This window comes from Kitasatospora sp. NPDC001660, from assembly GCF_053596725.1.
Genome location: NZ_JBSFGU010000039.1, coordinates 53,097 through 70,700, shown reverse-complemented (window position 1 = coordinate 70,700; position 17,604 = coordinate 53,097). Strand labels below are relative to the sequence as shown.

Annotated in this window: 11 protein-coding genes; 2 read left to right on the top strand and 9 right to left on the bottom strand. The window is 71.4% G+C overall.

What is annotated here, in order from left to right; all coding sequences use genetic code 11:
• Positions 1–352 precede the first annotated feature (352 nt).
• The 9 genes from ACWCXH_RS30660 to eccD all read right to left on the bottom strand — a co-directional run bounded on the left by ACWCXH_RS30660 (position 353) and on the right by eccD (position 11,374).
• The gene (locus ACWCXH_RS30660; protein ID WP_449804740.1) at positions 353–2,038 is read right to left on the bottom strand and encodes a ribonuclease J; all 1,686 of its coding nucleotides are present in this window, start codon (positions 2,036–2,038) and stop codon (positions 353–355) included.
• Between the two features lie 171 nt (positions 2,039–2,209).
• Positions 2,210–3,109 carry a 4-hydroxy-tetrahydrodipicolinate synthase gene (dapA, locus tag ACWCXH_RS30655; RefSeq protein ID WP_449804739.1) on the bottom strand — a complete coding sequence of 300 codons (900 nt, stop codon included), beginning with the start codon at positions 3,107–3,109 and terminating at the stop codon, positions 2,210–2,212.
• Between the two features lie 239 nt (positions 3,110–3,348).
• Positions 3,349–4,080, bottom strand: coding sequence for an FAD-dependent thymidylate synthase (gene thyX / locus ACWCXH_RS30650; protein WP_449804738.1), 732 nt, complete (start codon positions 4,078–4,080; stop codon positions 3,349–3,351).
• Complete coding sequence (locus ACWCXH_RS30645) at positions 4,077–4,556, bottom strand: hypothetical protein (protein ID WP_449804737.1); 480 nt, start codon at positions 4,554–4,556, stop codon at positions 4,077–4,079. The genes thyX and ACWCXH_RS30645 overlap by 4 nt, the downstream gene beginning before the upstream one ends.
• Before the next feature lie 7 nt (positions 4,557–4,563).
• Positions 4,564–5,310: a 4-hydroxy-tetrahydrodipicolinate reductase gene (gene dapB, locus ACWCXH_RS30640; RefSeq protein WP_449804736.1), complete on the bottom strand. Its 747-nt coding sequence runs from the start codon at positions 5,308–5,310 to the stop codon at positions 4,564–4,566.
• A 28-nt stretch (positions 5,311–5,338) separates the two neighbouring features.
• Positions 5,339–6,691: a M16 family metallopeptidase gene (locus ACWCXH_RS30635; RefSeq protein ID WP_449804735.1), complete on the bottom strand. Its 1,353-nt coding sequence runs from the start codon at positions 6,689–6,691 to the stop codon at positions 5,339–5,341.
• Between the two features lie 117 nt (positions 6,692–6,808).
• Positions 6,809–9,016: a polyribonucleotide nucleotidyltransferase gene (locus ACWCXH_RS30630; RefSeq protein ID WP_449804734.1), complete on the bottom strand. Its 2,208-nt coding sequence runs from the start codon at positions 9,014–9,016 to the stop codon at positions 6,809–6,811.
• A gap of 454 nt (positions 9,017–9,470) precedes the next feature.
• Positions 9,471–9,761 carry a 30S ribosomal protein S15 gene (rpsO, locus tag ACWCXH_RS30625; RefSeq protein WP_449804733.1) on the bottom strand — a complete coding sequence of 97 codons (291 nt, stop codon included), beginning with the start codon at positions 9,759–9,761 and terminating at the stop codon, positions 9,471–9,473.
• Positions 9,762–9,931: 170 nt separating this feature from the next.
• Complete coding sequence (gene eccD, locus ACWCXH_RS30620; protein ID WP_449804732.1) at positions 9,932–11,374, bottom strand: type VII secretion integral membrane protein EccD; 1,443 nt, start codon at positions 11,372–11,374, stop codon at positions 9,932–9,934.
• A gap of 365 nt (positions 11,375–11,739) precedes the next feature.
• On the opposite strand from eccD, the gene eccCa reads away from it, so the two are divergent.
• On the top strand, positions 11,740–15,681 hold the full coding sequence (eccCa, locus tag ACWCXH_RS30615) for a type VII secretion protein EccCa (protein WP_449804731.1): 3,942 nt from the start codon (positions 11,740–11,742) through the stop codon (positions 15,679–15,681).
• Between the two features lie 485 nt (positions 15,682–16,166).
• A complete protein-coding gene (locus ACWCXH_RS30610; protein ID WP_449804730.1) occupies positions 16,167–17,573 on the top strand; it encodes an APC family permease in 1,407 nt (468 codons plus the stop codon).
• The last annotated feature ends 31 nt before the right edge of the window (positions 17,574–17,604 follow it).

Genomic DNA, 17,604 nt, shown 5'->3' with positions numbered 1-17,604 from the left:
AGGCCGGGGATGTCAACATATCTGGCGTTGACTTTTGGCACGCTGTTGAGTTCTCAAGGAACGGACACTTCCTTCGGACCGCCTTCCAGCGGGCCATCCGGGTGCTTCGTTCTTTCGTGTTTCCAGCTTATCAGATGTTTTCCGCTCCGTTTTCCCGGAGTTTCCTTCATCCGACCGGCTTTCGCCTTTCGGCGCTCCCGGACTCTATCAGAGTTTCTCGGGCCGTTTTCCTCGGTCCTTCTCGAATTCAAATTCGAGGGGCTTCCTTGGGGCCGTCCCGTGGGGCAACCCGGAGAACATTACGCACCGGGCCGCCCCACGTCAAACCGGCCCCTGGGGCCGGTCAGAGGGCTCAGACCTCGACGACGACCGGCAGGATCATCGGCCGGCGGCGGTAGTTGTCCGCCACCCACTTGCCGATGGTCCGGCGGACCAGCTGCTGCACCTGGCGGGGCTCCAGGACGCCGTCGCTCGCCGAACGGTCCAGGGCCTCCTGGAGCTTGGCGACGACCGGCACGAAGGCGTTGTCCTCGATGCCGGAGCCGCGGGCCTGGATGGTCGGGCCGCCCACGATCTTGCCGTTGGTGGAGTCGACCGCGACGAAGACGGAGATGAAGCCCTCCTCGCCGAGGATCTTGCGGTCCTTGAGCGAGGCCTCGGTGATGTCGCCGACCGAGGCGCCGTCCACGTAGACGTACCCGGCCTGCACCTTGCCGACGATCCGGGCGACGCCGTTCTCCAGGTCGACGCAGACGCCGTCCTCCGCGATGACCACGCGGTTGCGCGGCACACCGGTGGCGATGCCCAGCTCGGCGGCCGCCCTCAGGTGGCGCCACTCACCGTGGACCGGCATCAGGTTGCGCGGCTTGCAGATGTTGAAGAAGTACAGCAGCTCGCCGGCCGAAGCGTGCCCGGAGACGTGCACCTTGGCGTTGCCCTTGTGCACGACCTTGGCGCCCCAGCGGGTCAGGCCGTTGATCACTCGGTAGACGGCGTTCTCGTTGCCCGGGATGAGCGACGAGGCCAGGACGACGGTGTCGCCGTCGACGATGCGGATCTGGTGGTCGCGGTTGGCCATCCGGGACAGCGCCGCCATCGGCTCGCCCTGCGAGCCGGTGCAGATCAGCACGACCTCCTTCTCCGGGAGGTCGTCGAGCTGCTTGACGTCCACCACCATGTTGCCGGGGACCTTGAGGTAGCCGAGGTCGCGGGCGATGCCCATGTTGCGGACCATCGAGCGGCCGACGAAGGCGACCTTCCGGCCGTACTCGTGCGCGGCGTCCAGCACCTGCTGGATGCGGTGCACGTGGCTCGCGAAGGAGGCGACGATGATGCGCCGGTCGGCGTTCGCGAAGACGTTTCGCAGGGCGGCCGAGATGTCCCGCTCGTGCGGGATGAAGCCGGGGACCTCGGCGTTGGTGGAGTCCACCAGCAGCAGGTCCATGCCCTCCTCCGCCAGCTTGGCGAAGGTCGGCAGGTCGGTCAGGCGGCCGTCGAGCGGCAGCTGGTCCATCTTGAAGTCGCCGGTGGCGACGACCATGCCGGCGGGGGTGCGGACGGCCACCGCGAGGGCGTCCGGGATGGAGTGGTTGACCGCGATGAACTCGCAGTCGAAGGGACCGATGCGCTCGCGCTGGCCCTCCTTGACCTCCAGCACGTACGGCCGGATGCGGTGCTCGGCGAGCTTGGCCTCGATCAGGGCGAGGGTGAGCTTCGAGCCGATCAGCGGGATGTCCGGGTTCTCCCGGAGCAGGAAGGGGACGGCGCCGATGTGGTCCTCGTGCCCGTGGGTGAGGACGATGCCGTCGACCTTGTCGAGCCGGTCCCGGATGTAGCTGAAGTCCGGGAGGATCAGGTCCACGCCGGGCTGCTCGTCCTCGGGGAAGAGGACGCCGCAGTCGACGATCAGGATGCGGTCCCCGTATTCGAAGACCGTCATGTTGCGGCCGATCTCGCCGAGGCCGCCGAGCGGAGTGATGCGGAGGGCGCCCTCCTTCAGGGCAGGGGGCGCGCCGAGTTCGGGGTGCGGGTGACTCAAAAGACTCTCCTCACGACGCACGCCATATGCCCGGGGTCCTCCCCTGGAGACATATGGCGCGCGTACTCAGTGTCGTTTGTTCCTACGGGGTCTGTGCTCTCGCGCCTTCGGTCCGGTCCAGCGGCGGTCCCGTGAGGGGCCGGCGAGCCGGGGCGCGCACGTCTGTGTCTGCTAGAGGTGTACCCCGCCTGCGGCGAGATCCTTCTTCAATTGCGCGATCTCCTCGGACGTCGCGCCGATCAGCGGCAGCCGCAGCGGGCCGGCCGGAAGACCCTGGAGGCCCAGCGCGGCCTTGGCGAGGATCACACCCTGTGTGCGGAACATACCGCTGAACACCGGGAGCAGACCCTGGTGGATCGCCGTGGCCTTGGCCACATCGCCGGTCAGGTACGCGTCGATCATCGCGCGCAGCTCGCCGGCCACGACGTGCCCGACGACGCTCACCACGCCGACGGCTCCGACCGACAGCAGCGGCAGGTTGAGGATGTCGTCGCCGGAGTACCAGGCGAGGTCCGAGCGGGCGATGGCCCAGGCCGCGGCGCCGAGGTCGCCCTTGGCGTCCTTGTTGGCGACGATCCGCGGGTGCTCGCCGAGGCGGACCAGCGTCTCGTGGCCCAGCGCGACCCCGCTGCGGCCCGGGATGTCGTACAGCATGACCGGCAGCCCGGCGGCGTCGGCGATGTGCACGGTGTGCCGGTACAGGCCCTCCTGCGGGGGCTTGCTGTAGTACGGCGTGACGACGAGCAGGCCGTGCGCTCCGGCCGCCTCGGCCTGACGGGCCAGTTCGGCGCTGTGGTGGGTGTCGTTGGTGCCGACGCCCGCCACGACGTGGGCACGGTCCCCCACCGCCTCCACCACGGCGCGGACGAGCTGGGCCTTCTCGGCGTCGCTGGTGGTCGGGGACTCACCGGTGGTGCCGTTGACGACGAGGCCGTCGTTGCCGGAGTCGACGAGGTGCGTGGCGAGGCGCTGGGCGCCGTCGAGGTCGAGTCCGCCGTCGGCGGTGAACGGGGTGACCATCGCGGTCAGGACCCGGCCGAACGGCGTTTGAGGGGTGGAGGTCGGAGCCATGCGTCCAAAGCTACTCGTAGGCGGTGGGGCGGTAACCACACCGGTCCAGGGTTCGGACAGGGGCCTGGCGCGCTGAGCGGCCGGAACAGGAGGAGACACGACGCAGACGTGGGATTCCGGTGCTGCGTGCTCGGGGGTTCAGGCAGCACCGGAATCCGTGTTCACGAATGTAGGGAGCGGCTAGAAAAGCCGCAATCCAGACATGCCAGACACTCTGCCCATATGCCTATCGCCCCAGGTCAGGGGGCGACCCGGCCGTGCTTCTCGAAGGCCGCATGGGTGAGCGGCATGAGCTGCGCCCACTGTGCCTCCATCTGCTCGGCGACCATCTCGATCTCGCGCTGCGGGAAGGACGGCACCGCCGAGTTCTCCCGCTTGGTGCGCAGCGACAGGAAGTGCATCAGCGAACGGGAGTTGCAGGTCGCGTACATCGAGGAGAACAGGCCGACCGGCAGCACCGCGCGCGCCACCTCGCGGGCCACGCCGGCGTCGAGCATCTCCTGGTAGCGGGCGTACGCCTCGCGGTACGCCGCCTCCATCGACTCGGTGACGGTCTTGTGCTGCTCCGGGGTGCCCTCGACGAACTCGTAGCGGCCCGGGCGGCCCTGCTGGACCAGCTTGCGCTCCTCGGCGGGCACGTAGAACACCGGCTCCAGCTCGCGGTAGCGACCGGACTCCTCGTTGTACGACCAGCCGCTGCGGTGCCGGTGGAACTCGCGGAAGACGAAGATCGGCGCGCTGATGAAGAAGGTCATCGAGTTGTGCTCGAACGGCGTGCCGTGCCGGTCGCGCATCAGGAAGTTGATCAGGCCCTTGGACTTCTCCGGGTCCTGCCGGAGCGCCTCCAGGGACTGCTCCCCCGCGGTCGAGACGCGGGCCGCCCAGATGACGTCCGAGTCGGCGGCGGCGCTGCGGACCAGCTCCACCGTGACGTCGCTGCGGAACCGGGGGGCCGTCGTTTCGTCGCTCACGCGTTACTCCTTGCGGGTTCGGTGCTGTCGTGCTGGTCGTGCCGGTCATGGAGCCGGATGGCGTGCTGCATGGTCTTGCGGGCACGCGGGGTGTCCCCGGCGTCGGCGTACGCCACCGCCAGCCGGAACCAGACCCGCCAGTCGCCCGGCGCGGCCTCGGCCTCGGCCTGGCGGCGGGCGAACACCGCGTCGGCCGAGGCGCGGTCGATCCGTCCGCCCTTGGTGCGCTTCAGCTCGTCCACCGGCAGGCCGCCCTCGGCCTCCAGCTCGCGGGCGAGGCGCTCGCTCGCCCGGCCGAAGCGGACGGTCTGGCGCAGGAACCAGACGCCGATCACCGGGATGACGAAGGCGCAGATCCCGATGCCGACGCCGAGCGGCTTGCCGGTGGCGACCAGCTGGACGCCCTCGCCGATGCAGATCAGCGCGACCAGCAGCAGCACGCCGGCGAGGACGAAGAAGCCGGTACGAGAGGTCATTTCGGGCTCACAGGTCCAGGAAGTGTTCGAGGCCGAAGGTCAGCCCCGGGTGGTCGACGACCTTGCGGGCGCCCAGCAGGATGCCCGGCATGAAGCTGCTGTGGTGCAGCGAGTCGTGCCGGATGGTGAGCGTCTCGCCGGTGTCGCCGAACATCACCTGCTGGTGGGCGAGCAGGCCGCGCAGCCGTACGGCGTGCACCGGCACACCGTCGACGTCGGCACCGCGCGCGCCGGGCAGGCTGTGGGTGGTCGGGTCCTGCTGGCGGGGCCGGCCGGCCTCGGCCCGGGCGGCGGCGATCAGCTGGGCGGTGCGGGTCGCGGTGCCGCTGGGCGCATCGGCCTTGCGGTCGTGGTGCAGCTCGACGACCTCGACGGACTCGAAGTAGCGGGCCGCCGTCTGGGCGAACTTCATGCCGAGGATGGCGCCGATGGAGAAGTTCGGCGCGATCAGCAGGCCGAGCTCCGGGGCCTCGGCCAGCCAGCCGCGGACGGTGGCGAGGCGCTCGTCCGTCCAGCCGGTGGTGCCGGTGACCACGTGGATGCCGTGGTGGACGCAGTAGTCGAGGTTGCCCATGACCGAGTCGGGGTGGGTCAGTTCGACGGCCACGTGGGCGCCGGACCCGGTCAGCTCCTCCAGCTTGGAGTCGCGGCCGAGCGCGGCCACCAGCTCCATGTCCGGCGCGGCCTCGACGGCCTTGACGGCCTCGGAGCCGATCCGGCCCTTGGCGCCGATCACGGCGACGCGCAGCGTCATAGCGAAGTTCCTCTCACACCAGCCGGTCTCAGACCAGCAGATCGGCGAGCTTGGCGGCCCGCTTGTCGTTGACCGGGCCGATCAGCGCCAGCGACGGCCGGTACGCGCCCAGCACATCACGGGCCACCTCCTGGACGTCGTCCAGGGTCACGGCCGCGATCCGCTCCAGCATGTCGTCCACCGACAGGTGGTGCCCGTAGCTGAGCTCGGCCTTGCCGATCCGGTTCATCAGCGAACCGGTGTCCTCCATGCCGAGCACGGTGGAGCCGGAGATCTGGCCGATCGCGCGCTGCAGCTCCTCCTCGGTGATGCCCTCGGCGACCACCTTGGCCAGTTCGGTGCGGCAGATCCGCAGCACCTCCTCGACCCGCTTGGGCTGGCAGCCGGCGTAGATGCCGAACAGGCCACTGTCCGCGTAGGACGAGGAGTACGAGTACACCGAGTACGCCAGCCCGCGCTTCTCCCGGACTTCCTGGAACAGCCGGGAGCTCATCCCGCCGCCCAGGGCCGCGTTGAGCACGCCCATCGCCCAGCGGCGCTCGTCGTGCCGCGGCACCCCGGGCACGCCCAGCACCAGGTGGGCCTGCTCGGTGGAGCGGTTGAGCACCTCGACCCGGCCGGCCGTGCGCAGCGCCTTGACGCCGCGCCGGGCCTCGGTGGGGGCGGCGGTGGAGGCCGCCAGCACCGGGGCGAAGGCCTGCTCGACCTGCCTGACCACCTTGCGGTGGTCGAGGTTGCCGGCCGCCGCGACGACGAGGTTCTCGGGCCGGTAGCGGCGGCGGTAGAAGCCGGCGATCTGGTCCCGGGTGAGCGTCTTGATGGTCTCCTGGGTGCCGAGGATCGGGCGGCCGAGCGGGCCGCTGCCGAAGATCACCTTGGCGAACAGGTCGTGGATGACATCGCCCGGGTCGTCCTCGGCCATCGCCATCTCCTCGAGGATGACGCCGCGTTCGGCCTCGACGTCCTCGGTGCGGATGAGCGAGCCGGTGAGCATGTCGCAGACCACGTCGATGGCCAGCGGCAGGTCGGTGTCGAGGACCCGGGCGTAGTAGCAGGTGTTCTCCTTCGCGGTGAAGGCGTTCATCTCGCCGCCGACCGCGTCCAGGGCGGCCGAGATGTCCAGCGCGCTGCGCCGCTCGGTGCCCTTGAAGAGCAGGTGCTCCAGGTAGTGGGTCGCGCCGTTGAGCTGCGGGGTCTCGTCCCGCGAGCCGACGCCGACCCAGATGCCGAAGGTCGCGGAGCGCACCGTCGGCAGGGTCTCGGTGACGACCCGAAGGCCGCCGGGGAGCACCGTGCGGCGCACGGTGCCGGCGCCGTCGGCGCCCTTGAGCAGGGTCCGGGTGGTTCCGGGGCGCTGCTTCGCGGCCGGGGCCTGGGCCACGGGGGGTACCTCCAGAGGAAACGCGCGCGGGTCAACGCGCGCACGAACGCAGGAACAACAGGGTGCGGCCCGCACGCCGGGAGGCGTACGGGCCGCAAGGGGTCAGCTAGCGGCGCTTCACTCGGAAGCGGCCTCGCCGCCCTCCTCGCCCTCGATGACCGGGATCAGGGAGAGCTTGCCACGCGGGTCGATCTCGGCGATCTCGACCTGGACCTTGGTGCCGACGCCGAGCACGTCCTCGACGTTCTCCACGCGCTTGCCACCGGCCAGCTTGCGGATCTGCGAGATGTGCAGCAGGCCGTCCTTGCCCGGCATGAGCGACACGAACGCGCCGAAGGTCGTGGTCTTGACCACGGTGCCCAGGTAGCGCTCGCCGACCTCCGGCATGGTCGGGTTGGCGATCTGGTTGATCGTGGTGCGGGCGGCCTCGGCGGCCGGGCCGTCGGCGGCACCGATGTAGATGGTGCCGTCGTCCTCGATCGTGATCTCGGCGCCGGTGTCCTCCTGGATCTGGTTGATCATCTTGCCCTTGGGGCCGATGACCTCGCCGATCTTGTCCACCGGGATCTTGATGGTGATGATGCGCGGCGCGTTCGGGGACATCTCGTCCGGGGAGTCGATGGCCTCGTTCATCACGTCGAGGATGTGCATGCGGGCGTCGCGGGCCTGCTTCAGCGCGGCGGCGAGCACGGAGGCCGGGATGCCGTCGAGCTTGGTGTCCAGCTGCAGCGCGGTGATGAAGTTGCGGGTACCGGCGACCTTGAAGTCCATGTCGCCGTACGCGTCCTCGGCGCCGAGGATGTCGGTCAGCGTGACGAAGTGGGTCTCACCGTCGACCTCCTGGGAGATCAGGCCCATGGCGATGCCGGCGACGGTGGCCTTCAGCGGCACACCGGCGTTCAGCAGCGACATGGTGGAGGCGCAGACCGAGCCCATCGAGGTGGAGCCGTTGGAGCCGAGCGCCTCGGAGACCTGGCGGATGGCGTACGGGAACTCCTCGCGGGAGGGCAGCACCGGCAGGATGGCCCGCTCGGCCAGGGCGCCGTGGCCGATCTCGCGGCGCTTGGGCGAGCCCACGCGACCGGTCTCGCCGACGGAGTACGGCGGGAAGTTGTAGTTGTGCATGTAGCGGCGACGCGTCTCCGGGGAGAGCGTGTCGAGCTGCTGCTCCATGCGCAGCATGTTCAGCGTGGTGACGCCCAGGATCTGGGTCTCGCCGCGCTCGAACAGGGCCGAGCCGTGGACGCGCGGGATGGCCTCGACCTCGGCGGCCAGGGTGCGGATGTCGGTGACGCCGCGGCCGTCGATGCGGACCTTGTCCTTGATGACGCGCTCGCGGACGATCTTCTTGGTCAGCGCGTTGTAGGCGGCGCTGATCTCCTTCTCGCGGCCCTCGAACTCGGGGAGCAGCTTCTCGGCGGCGAGCGCCTTGACGCGGTCGAGCTCGTTGTTGCGCTCCTGCTTGCCCGGGATGGTGAGGGCCTGGGCGAGCTCGTCCTTGACGGCGGCGGTCAGCGCGGCGAGGACGTCGTCCTGGTAGTCCAGGAAGACCGGGAACTCACCGGTCGGCTTGGCGGCCTGGGCGGCGAGCTGCGACTGGGCGGCGCAGAGGACCTTGATGAACGGCTTGGCGGCTTCCAGACCGGAGGCGACGACCTCCTCGGTCGGGGCCTCGGCGCCCCCCTCGACCAGCTTGATGGTCTTGTCGGTGGCCTCGGCCTCGACCATCATGATCGCGACGTCGCCGTCCGGCAGGACGCGACCGGCGACGACCATGTCGAAGACGGCCGACTCCAGCTCGCTGTGGGTCGGGAAGGCCACCCACTGGCCCTTGATCAGCGCGACGCGCACGCCACCGATCGGGCCGGAGAACGGCAGGCCCGCCAGCTGGGTGGAGGCGGAGGCGGCGTTGATGGCCACCACGTCGTACAGGTGGTCCGGGTTCAGCGCCATGACGGTGCAGACGACCTGGACCTCGTTGCGCAGGCCCTTGACGAAGGACGGGCGCAGCGGGCGGTCGATCAGGCGGCAGGTGAGGATCGCGTCCTCGGAGGGCCGGCCCTCGCGACGGAAGAACGAGCCGGGGATGCGGCCGGCGGCGTACATCCGCTCCTCGACGTCCACGGTCAGCGGGAAGAAGTCGAAGTGCTCCTTCGGCTGCTTGGACGCGCTGGTGGCCGACAGCACCATGGTGTCGTCGTCCAGGTAGGCCACGGCGGAGCCGGCGGCCTGACGGGCCAGGCGGCCCGTCTCGAAGCGGATGGTACGGGTGCCGAAGGAACCGTTGTCGATCACGGCCTCGGCGTAGAACACGTTCTCTTCCACCTGGAAGATCTCCTCTTTCGTACGTCTCCGGGAGAGCGTCCCCGCGCACTGCCTGCGGTAGGCCCTGGGCCCTCCTGTCAGGGAGGGCGGCAGTCGGGCCGGTCTTCGATCGAAGCCTCCGGTGGGTCCCGCTCGTCTGCGGGGCTTCCGGGGGCCACTACCGAGGACCGGCGCCTCACGGCTGCCGGGCCGGGTGGGCGGTCCGCGTCTGGACGCTCTCTCGGATGCGGGCGGCTTCCGTTTGAAGCCTTCGGCCCGCGGGGGGTTCGGGTCCTTCTGCCCGGGTGGCGCGCTCCTGCGCCATCACCCGGCATGCCCACAACCCTACGGTGCAATCCTCGGCCACCTGGGGAGGTGCGCGCGAGTTGTTATGTGCGGGCGCCGCGGTTCAACGTCCGCGGCATACGCGCGAGGGGCGGCTCCCCGGTGTGGGGAGCCGCCCCGAGCGGCGTTCTCAGCGGGCGCCGCCGGCGGCACCGCGGCGGATGCCCAGGCGGTCGACGAGCGCACGGAAGCGCTCGATGTCCTTCTTGGCCAGGTACTGCAGCAGGCGGCGACGCTGGCCGACCAGGATCAGCAGACCACGACGCGAGTGGTGGTCGTGCTTGTGGGACTTGAGGTGCTCGGTCAGGTCCGAGATGCGACGGGAGAGCATGGCCACCTGGACCTCGGGGGAGCCGGTGTCGCCCTCCTTCTGGCCGAACTCGGCGATGATCTGCTTCTTGACGTCAGAGGCGAGAGCCACTGCAACTCCTTCTGGGTGTACCGAGCGGTCCTGGTCGACAACACAGGACTCATCGAGAACTCGGTGTCGTGACGAGCGCGGCCTGCGACCCACCAGTGGGGGGCGGGCTGCGCTCGAAGGCCAAGCGTACCAGTGCGGCCCACCCGCACCGTCGGCGGGCCCCGGGGCGGTCAGCCGGTGCCTCCGCGCACCAGACGGTAGACGTCGAGGACGGCGAGGGCGAGCGGGACGAGGGAGACCAGGGTGAGGCCGTCGACGAGGTCGAGGACGCGCCCCCAGAAGGGGGAGACGCCGAGCCGGGGCACGACGAGCGCGGTCGCGGTGAGCACGGCGGCGCCGAGGGCGATGGCGGCGGCCAGCCAGACGGTGCGCAGGTCGGCGTCGGCGGGGGCGGCGGCCTGGGCGAACTGCCGGGTGTGCAGCGACAGGCCCGCGATCAGCAGGGCGAGGCCGAGCAGCCCGGCCGCGGTGAGGGCGAGGACCTGCGCGGTGTAGCGGAACAGGCGGGCGCGGAGCATGGCGGCGAGGCCGAGCGCGAGCGCGAGCAGTTCGGGGAAGGGCGCGTCGGTGAAGCCGAGCACCGCGCAGGCGCCGACGACGACCGCGGCGCAGCCGCCGACCAGGCCGACGAGCACCTCGTGGCCGCGGCGGGCCTGCCGGGCGATGCGCTCGTACTGAACGGTCTCGGCGCGGTTCTCCTCGTCAGGTCCGCGGCCGCGGGCCTGGCCGGGGGCGCCGTAGCCGACGGGCAGCCGGGCGAAGCGGGCGGCGAGACCGGGCAGGAAACCGATCGCGGCGACGGCGGCGACACCGGTGACGGCGGCGATGCGGTCGGCCGGGGTGCCGGGCAACAGCACGGCGGCGAAGGCGGCGAGCGCCCCTGCGGCGGCGGCGAGTGCCGTGGCGACGAACACCGCGTCGCGGTCGGGGAGCAGGCCGGCCAGCAGGACGGCGGTGACGAGGACGGCGACGCAGCCGGCCAGGAAGTGCAGCCGGCCGGGACCGCCCCCGGGCCGGGCGGCGGCGAGGACGCCGACGCCGGCGATCAGGGCGTGCGGCAGCGCGCCGAGCCCGAGCGCGAGCGCCGCCCGCGCGTCCTCGTAGACCCGGGCGCGGACGCCGGCCAGGGCGGTGAGGACGACGGCGGCGACGCCGGCGAGGACGCCGGGCAGGCCGTGCATGTCGTGGTGCGGGCCGGCGGACCACAGGGCGAGGCCTAGCAGGGCGAGCAGGACCGTGGCGCCGGCCAGGCCGAAGGCCCGCGTGAGTTCGGGGCCCCAGAACCGGCGGTCGGCCGAGACGGCGCTGGCGATGGCGTCGGCGACGTCGTCGTAGACGGCCGGCGGGAGGGACTCGGCGAACGGGCGCAGCGTGAGCAGGTCGCCGTCGCGGACCTGCTGGGCCGCCAGGGACAGGCCGCCGTCGAGGACGGTGCCGTCCCGGCGGACCAGGTGGAAGCCGGTGGGAGCGCCGTCGGGCTGGGCGGCGCGGGCGAGGCGCAGCACGTCGGGGTAGAGGTCAGCGAGCGGGAGGTCCTCGGGCAGGGCGACGTCGATCCGGCGGTCCGGGGTGACGACGGTGACCCGGGCGAAGCCCGTCGTGACCGCGCTCATGCGCCCACCTCGCTTCGCTCGGCAGGGGCATTCGCCCACGCACACCTTTCAATGATTCGCTCGCTGCGCTCGCTCATGCGCCCACCTCGCTGCACCCGGCAGGGGCATTCGCCCACACGCGCCCTTCAACGATGAGCTCACTGCGCTCGCTCATGCGCCCGCCTCGGTCGTTCCACGCACTGGACGTTCCCCCTTGTCACCGGTGCCGCGGCGAACCCACTCTGCGTACCCGCGCGTTGACGCGGCGCTACCCTACCCGTGCCGAGAGTGCGGGTGCGACCAGTATCATCGGGCGCCCTGATGCCGCGTCAGGCGGCCGTGTTCGGCGGCCGACTTCGGCGATCGGCGCCTAGGGGCGGGGGCACATGGGTGTGATCATGGTGAGGCGCGCGGCCAGGGTCTGTCCGCCCCCGGTGCCGGACGAGCCGGTGGAGCTGGTCAGTCCGCCCGAACTGCCCCGGCAGGGCGGCGAGGACTGGGTGACGAGCATCCTGCCGATGCTCGGCATGGGCGGCTCGGCGGTGTTCTTCTTCGCGCCGGGGAACCAGGGCCCGATGCGGATCATGGGCGGTCTGATGATCGCCTCGACGGTCGGCATGGTGCTGGCCCAGATCGTCCGGGCCCGCCGGGGCGGCTCCACCGCGACCTCCGACGCGCGGCGCGACTACCTCAAGTACCTCCAGCAGGTACGCCGTTCGGTGCGCCGCACCGCGGAGCGCCAGCGCGGCGCGCTGCTGTTCCTGAACCCGGCGCCCGACCAGCTGTGGTCGATCGTCGCGGACGGCCGCCGGCTGTGGGAACGCCGGTGCGGCGACGCGGACTTCGCCCAGATCCGGGTCGGCCTCGGGCCGGTGCAGCTGTCCACCCCCCTGGTGGCGCCGCGGACCGCGCCGATGGACGAGCTGGAGCCGCTGTCGGCGGCGGCCATGAAGTCCTTCCTGAGCGCGCACGGCACGCTCCAGGACCTCCCGCTCGCGGTGTCGCTGCGCGCGTTCTACCACGTCACGGTGTGCGGCGACCCGGACGCGGTGTACGGCAACGTGCGGGCGATGATCGCCCAGTTGACCACGCTGCACTCGCCGGACGACCTGCTGGTGGCGGTCGCCGCGGCGCCCGGCGCGGCCGGGGAGTGGGAATGGACCAAATGGCTCCCGCACAACCAGCACCGCAAGGAGAGCGACGGCGCCGGCTCGCGCCGGCTGACCGCCACCGGCCTGGGCGAGCTGGAGCTCCTGCTCCAGAACGAACTCGTCGGCCGCCAGCGGTTCGTCCGGGACGCGGCGGCGCCGCCGGACCAGCCGCACGTCGTGGTCGTGATGGACGGCGCGGGGGTCCCGCACGACTCGCTGCTGGCGAGCCCGGAGGGCGTGCAGGGGGTGACCGTCATCGAGGTCGTCCCGGGCGAGCTGGACGAGCCGAGCGGGCACCTGATGGTGACCGTCCGCCCCACCGCGCTCGAACTGCGGTCGGCCTCCGGGGCGACCTGCACCGGCACGCCGGACCTGCTCTCGACCTGGCAGTCCGAGGCGCTGGCGCGGCAGTTGGCGCCGTACCGGATGTCGGCCGGCGGCGACGACGAGCCGCTGCTGTCCAACCTCGACTTCACCGACCTGATGAACTCCGGCGATCCGGGCTCGTTCGAGGTCTCCCGCGGCTGGCGCCCGCGCGCCCGGCACGAGCGGCTGCGGGTGCCGATCGGCGTCGGCGCGGGCGGCGAGCACGTGTTCCTGGACATCAAGGAGGCCGCGCTGGAGGGCATGGGCCCGCACGGCCTGTGCGTCGGCGCGACCGGCTCCGGCAAGTCGGAGCTGCTGCGCACGGTGGTGCTGGCGCTCGCGATGACGCACTCCTCGGAGGAGCTGAACTTCGTCCTCGCCGACTTCAAGGGCGGGGCGACGTTCGCCGGGATGGCCGAGCTGCCGCACACCTCGGCCGTCATCACCAACCTGGAGGGCGAACTCACCCTGGTCGACCGCATGCGCGACGCGATCGAGGGTGAGCTGCACCGCCGCCAGGAGCTGCTGCACCGGGCGGGCAACTACGTCAACATCCACGAGTACGAGCGGGCGCGGGCGGTCGGCGCGGCCCTGGACCCGCTGCCGTCGCTGGCGCTGATCATCGACGAGTTCTCCGAACTGCTCACCGCCAAGCCGGACTTCATCGAGATGTTCATCCAGATCGGCCGGATCGGCCGATCGCTGGGGGTGCACCTGCTGCTGGCCTCGCAGCGCCTGGAGGAGGGCAAGCTGCGCGGCCTGGACACCTACCTCTCCTACCGGATCGGCCTGCGCACCTTCTCCGCCGCCGAGTCGCGGGCGGCGATCGGCGTGCCGGACGCCTATCACCTGCCGCCGGTGCCGGGTGTCGGCTACCTCAAGTTCGGCGAGGACTCGATGGAGCGGTTCAAGGCCGCGTACGTCTCGGGGCCGTACCGGGCACCGGGGCAGCAGCGCTCGTCCGGCGAGCAGCGGACCGGCGCGCGGCCCGTCCTGTTCACCGCGGCCGAGGTGGAGCTGCCGGAGCCAGCCGAGCAGGAGACGGTGCGGGCGCCGGAGCAGGACGACGCACTGGCCGACACCGTGCTCGATGTCTTCGTGCGGCGCATGGCCGGCCAGGGCCCGGCCGCGCACCAGGTGTGGCTGCCCCCGCTGGACGCCGCGCCGAGCGTCGACCGGCTGCTGCCGCCGCTGCAGGTCGTGCCCGAGCGCGGGCTGGGCGCACCCGGGTACCCGGCGGGCCGGCTGCGGGTGCCGATCGGCGTCGTCGACCGGCCGCGCGAGCAGCGGACGGACGTCCTGGAGCTCGACTTCGCCGGGGCGGCCGGCCACGGCCTGGTCGTCGGGGGCCCGCGCTCGGGCAAGTCGACGGTCGTGCGCACCGCGGTCGCCGCGTTCGCGCTCACCCACACCCCGCTGGAGGTGCAGTTCTACCTGCTGGACCTCGGCGCGGGCAGCTTCCGTTCGCTGGCCGGGCTGCCGCACGTCGGCGGGGTGGCCGGGCGCCTCGACGTCGACGAGGTGCGCCGGACGGTCTCCGAGGTGCACGGGGTGCTGAACCGGCGTGAGGAGCTGTTCCGGGCGGCCGGGATCGACACCATCGCGACCTACCGGGCCCGCCGGGCGGCCGGGCACCTGCCGGACGAGGCCTTCGGCGACGTGTTCCTGGCGATCGACGGCTGGAACACCTTCAAGCAGGAGTTCGAGGCGCTGGAGCCGGTCGTCGCCGACATCGGCCAGCGCGGCCTCGGCTACGGCGTCCACCTCATCATCACCGCGGCGCGGTACGCGGAGGTGCGCCCGGCCCTCAAGGACCTGCTGCAGAACCGCACCGAGCTCAAGCTCGGCGACGCGATGGAGTCGGAGGTCGACCGCCGGCTGGCGCAGGACGTCCCCGCGCTCGCCGGGCGCGGCGTCACCCCGGAGCGGCTGCACTTCCTCGCCGGCCTGCCCCGGCTGGACGGCTCGTCCGCGGTGGACGACCTCCAGGACGGCGTGGCCGAACTGGTCGCCGCCGTCGACGGGGCCTGGACCGGTCCGCGCGCGCCGCGGGTGCGGATGCTGCCGGCCGTCCTCGACGGGTACGAGCTGCCGAAGGGCTTCGAGCACCCCGGGCGCGGGGTGGCCTTCGGCGTGGACGAGGCCGAACTGGCCCCGGTCTTCGTCAACTTCGAGACGGACCCGCTGTTCATCGTGTTCGGCGACACCCAGTCCGGGAAGTCCGCGCTGCTGCGGATGCTGGTCAAGCAGATCACCGAGCGGTACCCGGCGGAACAGGCGGGCATCGTCGTCGGCGACTACCGGCGCGCGCTGCTGGGGGCCGTCCCCCGGGAGTACCAGGTGGAGTACGCGGCGACGCGGCCGGCGCTGACCAAGGTCGTCGAGATGCTGCGCGGGGCCTGCTCGCGCCGTCTGCCCGGCCCGGACGTCACCGCCGAGCAGCTGCGCGACCGCAGCTGGTACAGCGGCAAGGACATGTTCGTGATCGTCGACGACTACGACCTCGTCGCGACGGGGTCGGGCAACCCGCTGGCGCCGCTGGCGGAGTTCCTGCCGTTCGCCCGGGACATCGGGCTGAGGGTGATCGTGGCGCGCAGCGCGGGCGGTGCCGGCCGGTCGCTGTACGAGCCGGTGCTCCAGCGGATGCGCGAGCTGGGCGGGCAGGGCGTGATCCTGTCCGGCAGCCGGGACGAGGGGGCGCTGCTGGGGACGGTCAAGCCGCAGGCCCTGCCGGCGGGCCGCGGGCTGTACGTGTCACGGCGGGCGACCGGCGGGCGGATGGTCCAGACGGGGTGGCTGCCGGTCGGGTAGTTCTTCCGGCTCACCCCTCCGATTGTGGTCACGGAGGGTAGTCGAAGGGGTCGGACCCGGTCGGGTCCAGACCCTTCCCGTCCCAGGTGTTGAAACGTTACCTAGATCTTTCGGGGGCGGGGCTGCGATTCCCGTACCCCGCCCGGGGATTGTGGGGCCGCTTCGGGGCGCCTGGGCGTGCCATCGTCGGAGCGGAGTACGACCTTCGAAAAAGCGCTTTCAACGCTCCGTTCACCTTTGATTCAAGCGCAATGCGGCAGACGTAACAACTCGGACAATCCTCGCAATGACCGTGCGTGATCATCGGATCGCATGGTTATGCCCTATCCCGCAACGGATTCCGAAGCAGTTCCGGCGTTGACGCGATCAATACGCCCAAGGTTCCATTGCGGCCCGGGAGCGACCGGACGAAGACCCGAGCGACCAGGCAGCGGAGGCGATACCGCTCCCAACTCCAGGACCGCACAGAGCCGATCGGAAGCCACATGACCGACACGCTTCGCCAGCCACTCGACACAGCCCCCAGTGCGCACGAGACCGTAGCCCCCCAGCAGCTCAAGCGCTCGATCGGCGTCGTGGGCGGCACGCTCCTCACGCTGTCCTGCGTCACCCCGGCCTCCACGCTCTTCGTGATCGTGCCGCAGCTGTTCTCCAGCATCGGCAGCGCCACCGCCCTCACCATCGCGATCGGCTCGGTGCTGTGCGTCGCCGTCGCGTTCTGCTACTCCGAACTCGGCACGCTGATCCCCAGCGCCGGCGGCGAGTACGCGATGGTCGGCACGCTGGCCGGGCGGCTGGCCGGCTGGCTGGTCTTCGTCCAGTCGCTGATCGTGGTGATGATCGTCCCGTCGGTCATCGCCCTCGGCACCGCCGACTACCTGGCGCCCGTCCTGCACGTCGACAAGCCCATCGCGGGCGCCGCGGTGATGCTGGCCGCGACCCTCGCCGGCCTGCTCGACCTGCGCGCCAACGCCTGGATCACCGGCATCTTCCTGGTGCTGGAGGTCGTCGCCGCCGGCGTCGTGTCGGTGCTCGGCTTCGCCCACACCAACCCCAACCACCCCGGCCTGCTGCACGGCGTGGTCGCCGGGGACGGCGGCGCCACCACCACGGTCGGCATCGGCGCCATCATCGGCGCGCTCGGCATCGCCCTCTTCGTCACCCAGGGCTTCTCCACCGCCGTCTACCTCTCCGAGGAGCTGGAGAACCCCCGCCGCACCGTCTCGCGCACCGTGCTCTGGACGCTCGGCCTCTCCAGCGCCATCATCCTGATCCCGGTCGCCGCCATCACCGTGGGCGCCCCCGACCTGCAGACCCTGGCCTCCGGCGACATCTCCGGCATGGTCACCGCCTGGAGCAACTCGGCGGTCGGCACCTTCATCAGCCTCTGCATCGCGCTGGCCATCGTCAACGCCGGCATCGTCATGGTCATCCAGAACTCCCGGGTGCTGTTCGCCTCCGCCCGCGACAAGGCCTGGCCCGAGCCGGTCAACAAGGCCTTCGGCACCCTCGGCCGGTTCGGCTCCCCGTGGATCGCCACCCTGGCCGTCGGCCTGCCGGGCGCCGCGCTCTGCTTCGTCAAGGGCGAGCTGCTCAGCAACATCACCGGCGTCGCCGTCACCGCGATGTACCTGCTGGTCGCCGTCGCCGCGCTGCTCTCCCGCCGCGCCCACCACAAGCACGCCGCCGCCTGGCGGATGCCGCTGTGGCCGGGCGTCCCGGTGGTCCTGATCGCCGTCCTGGTCTACGTCATGACCCAGCTGGACACCGAGCCCCTGCTCTGGACCGGCGGCATCACCGCCGCCGCCACCCTCTACTGGCTGTTCTACCTGCGCCCCCGGCAGGACTCCCGCTGGGTGATCAGCCTCCCCGAGGACCAGCAGCAGGCCTGACCCCCACCCTTCCCCCACATGGCAGTGCCCC

Excerpts from the sequence above, each read along its gene's own strand:
- dapA (WP_449804739.1), bottom strand. The coding sequence starts at position 3,109 with ATGGCTCCGACCTCCACCCCTCAAACGCCGTTCGGCCGGGTCCTGACC.
- ACWCXH_RS30645 (WP_449804737.1), bottom strand. The coding sequence starts at position 4,556 with ATGACCTCTCGTACCGGCTTCTTCGTCCTCGCCGGCGTGCTGCTGCTG.
- dapB (WP_449804736.1), bottom strand. The coding sequence starts at position 5,310 with ATGACGCTGCGCGTCGCCGTGATCGGCGCCAAGGGCCGGATCGGCTCC.
- eccD (WP_449804732.1), bottom strand. The coding sequence starts at position 11,374 with ATGAGCGCGGTCACGACGGGCTTCGCCCGGGTCACCGTCGTCACCCCG.
- eccCa (WP_449804731.1), top strand. The coding sequence starts at position 11,740 with ATGGGTGTGATCATGGTGAGGCGCGCGGCCAGGGTCTGTCCGCCCCCG.
- ACWCXH_RS30610 (WP_449804730.1), top strand. The coding sequence starts at position 16,167 with ATGACCGACACGCTTCGCCAGCCACTCGACACAGCCCCCAGTGCGCAC.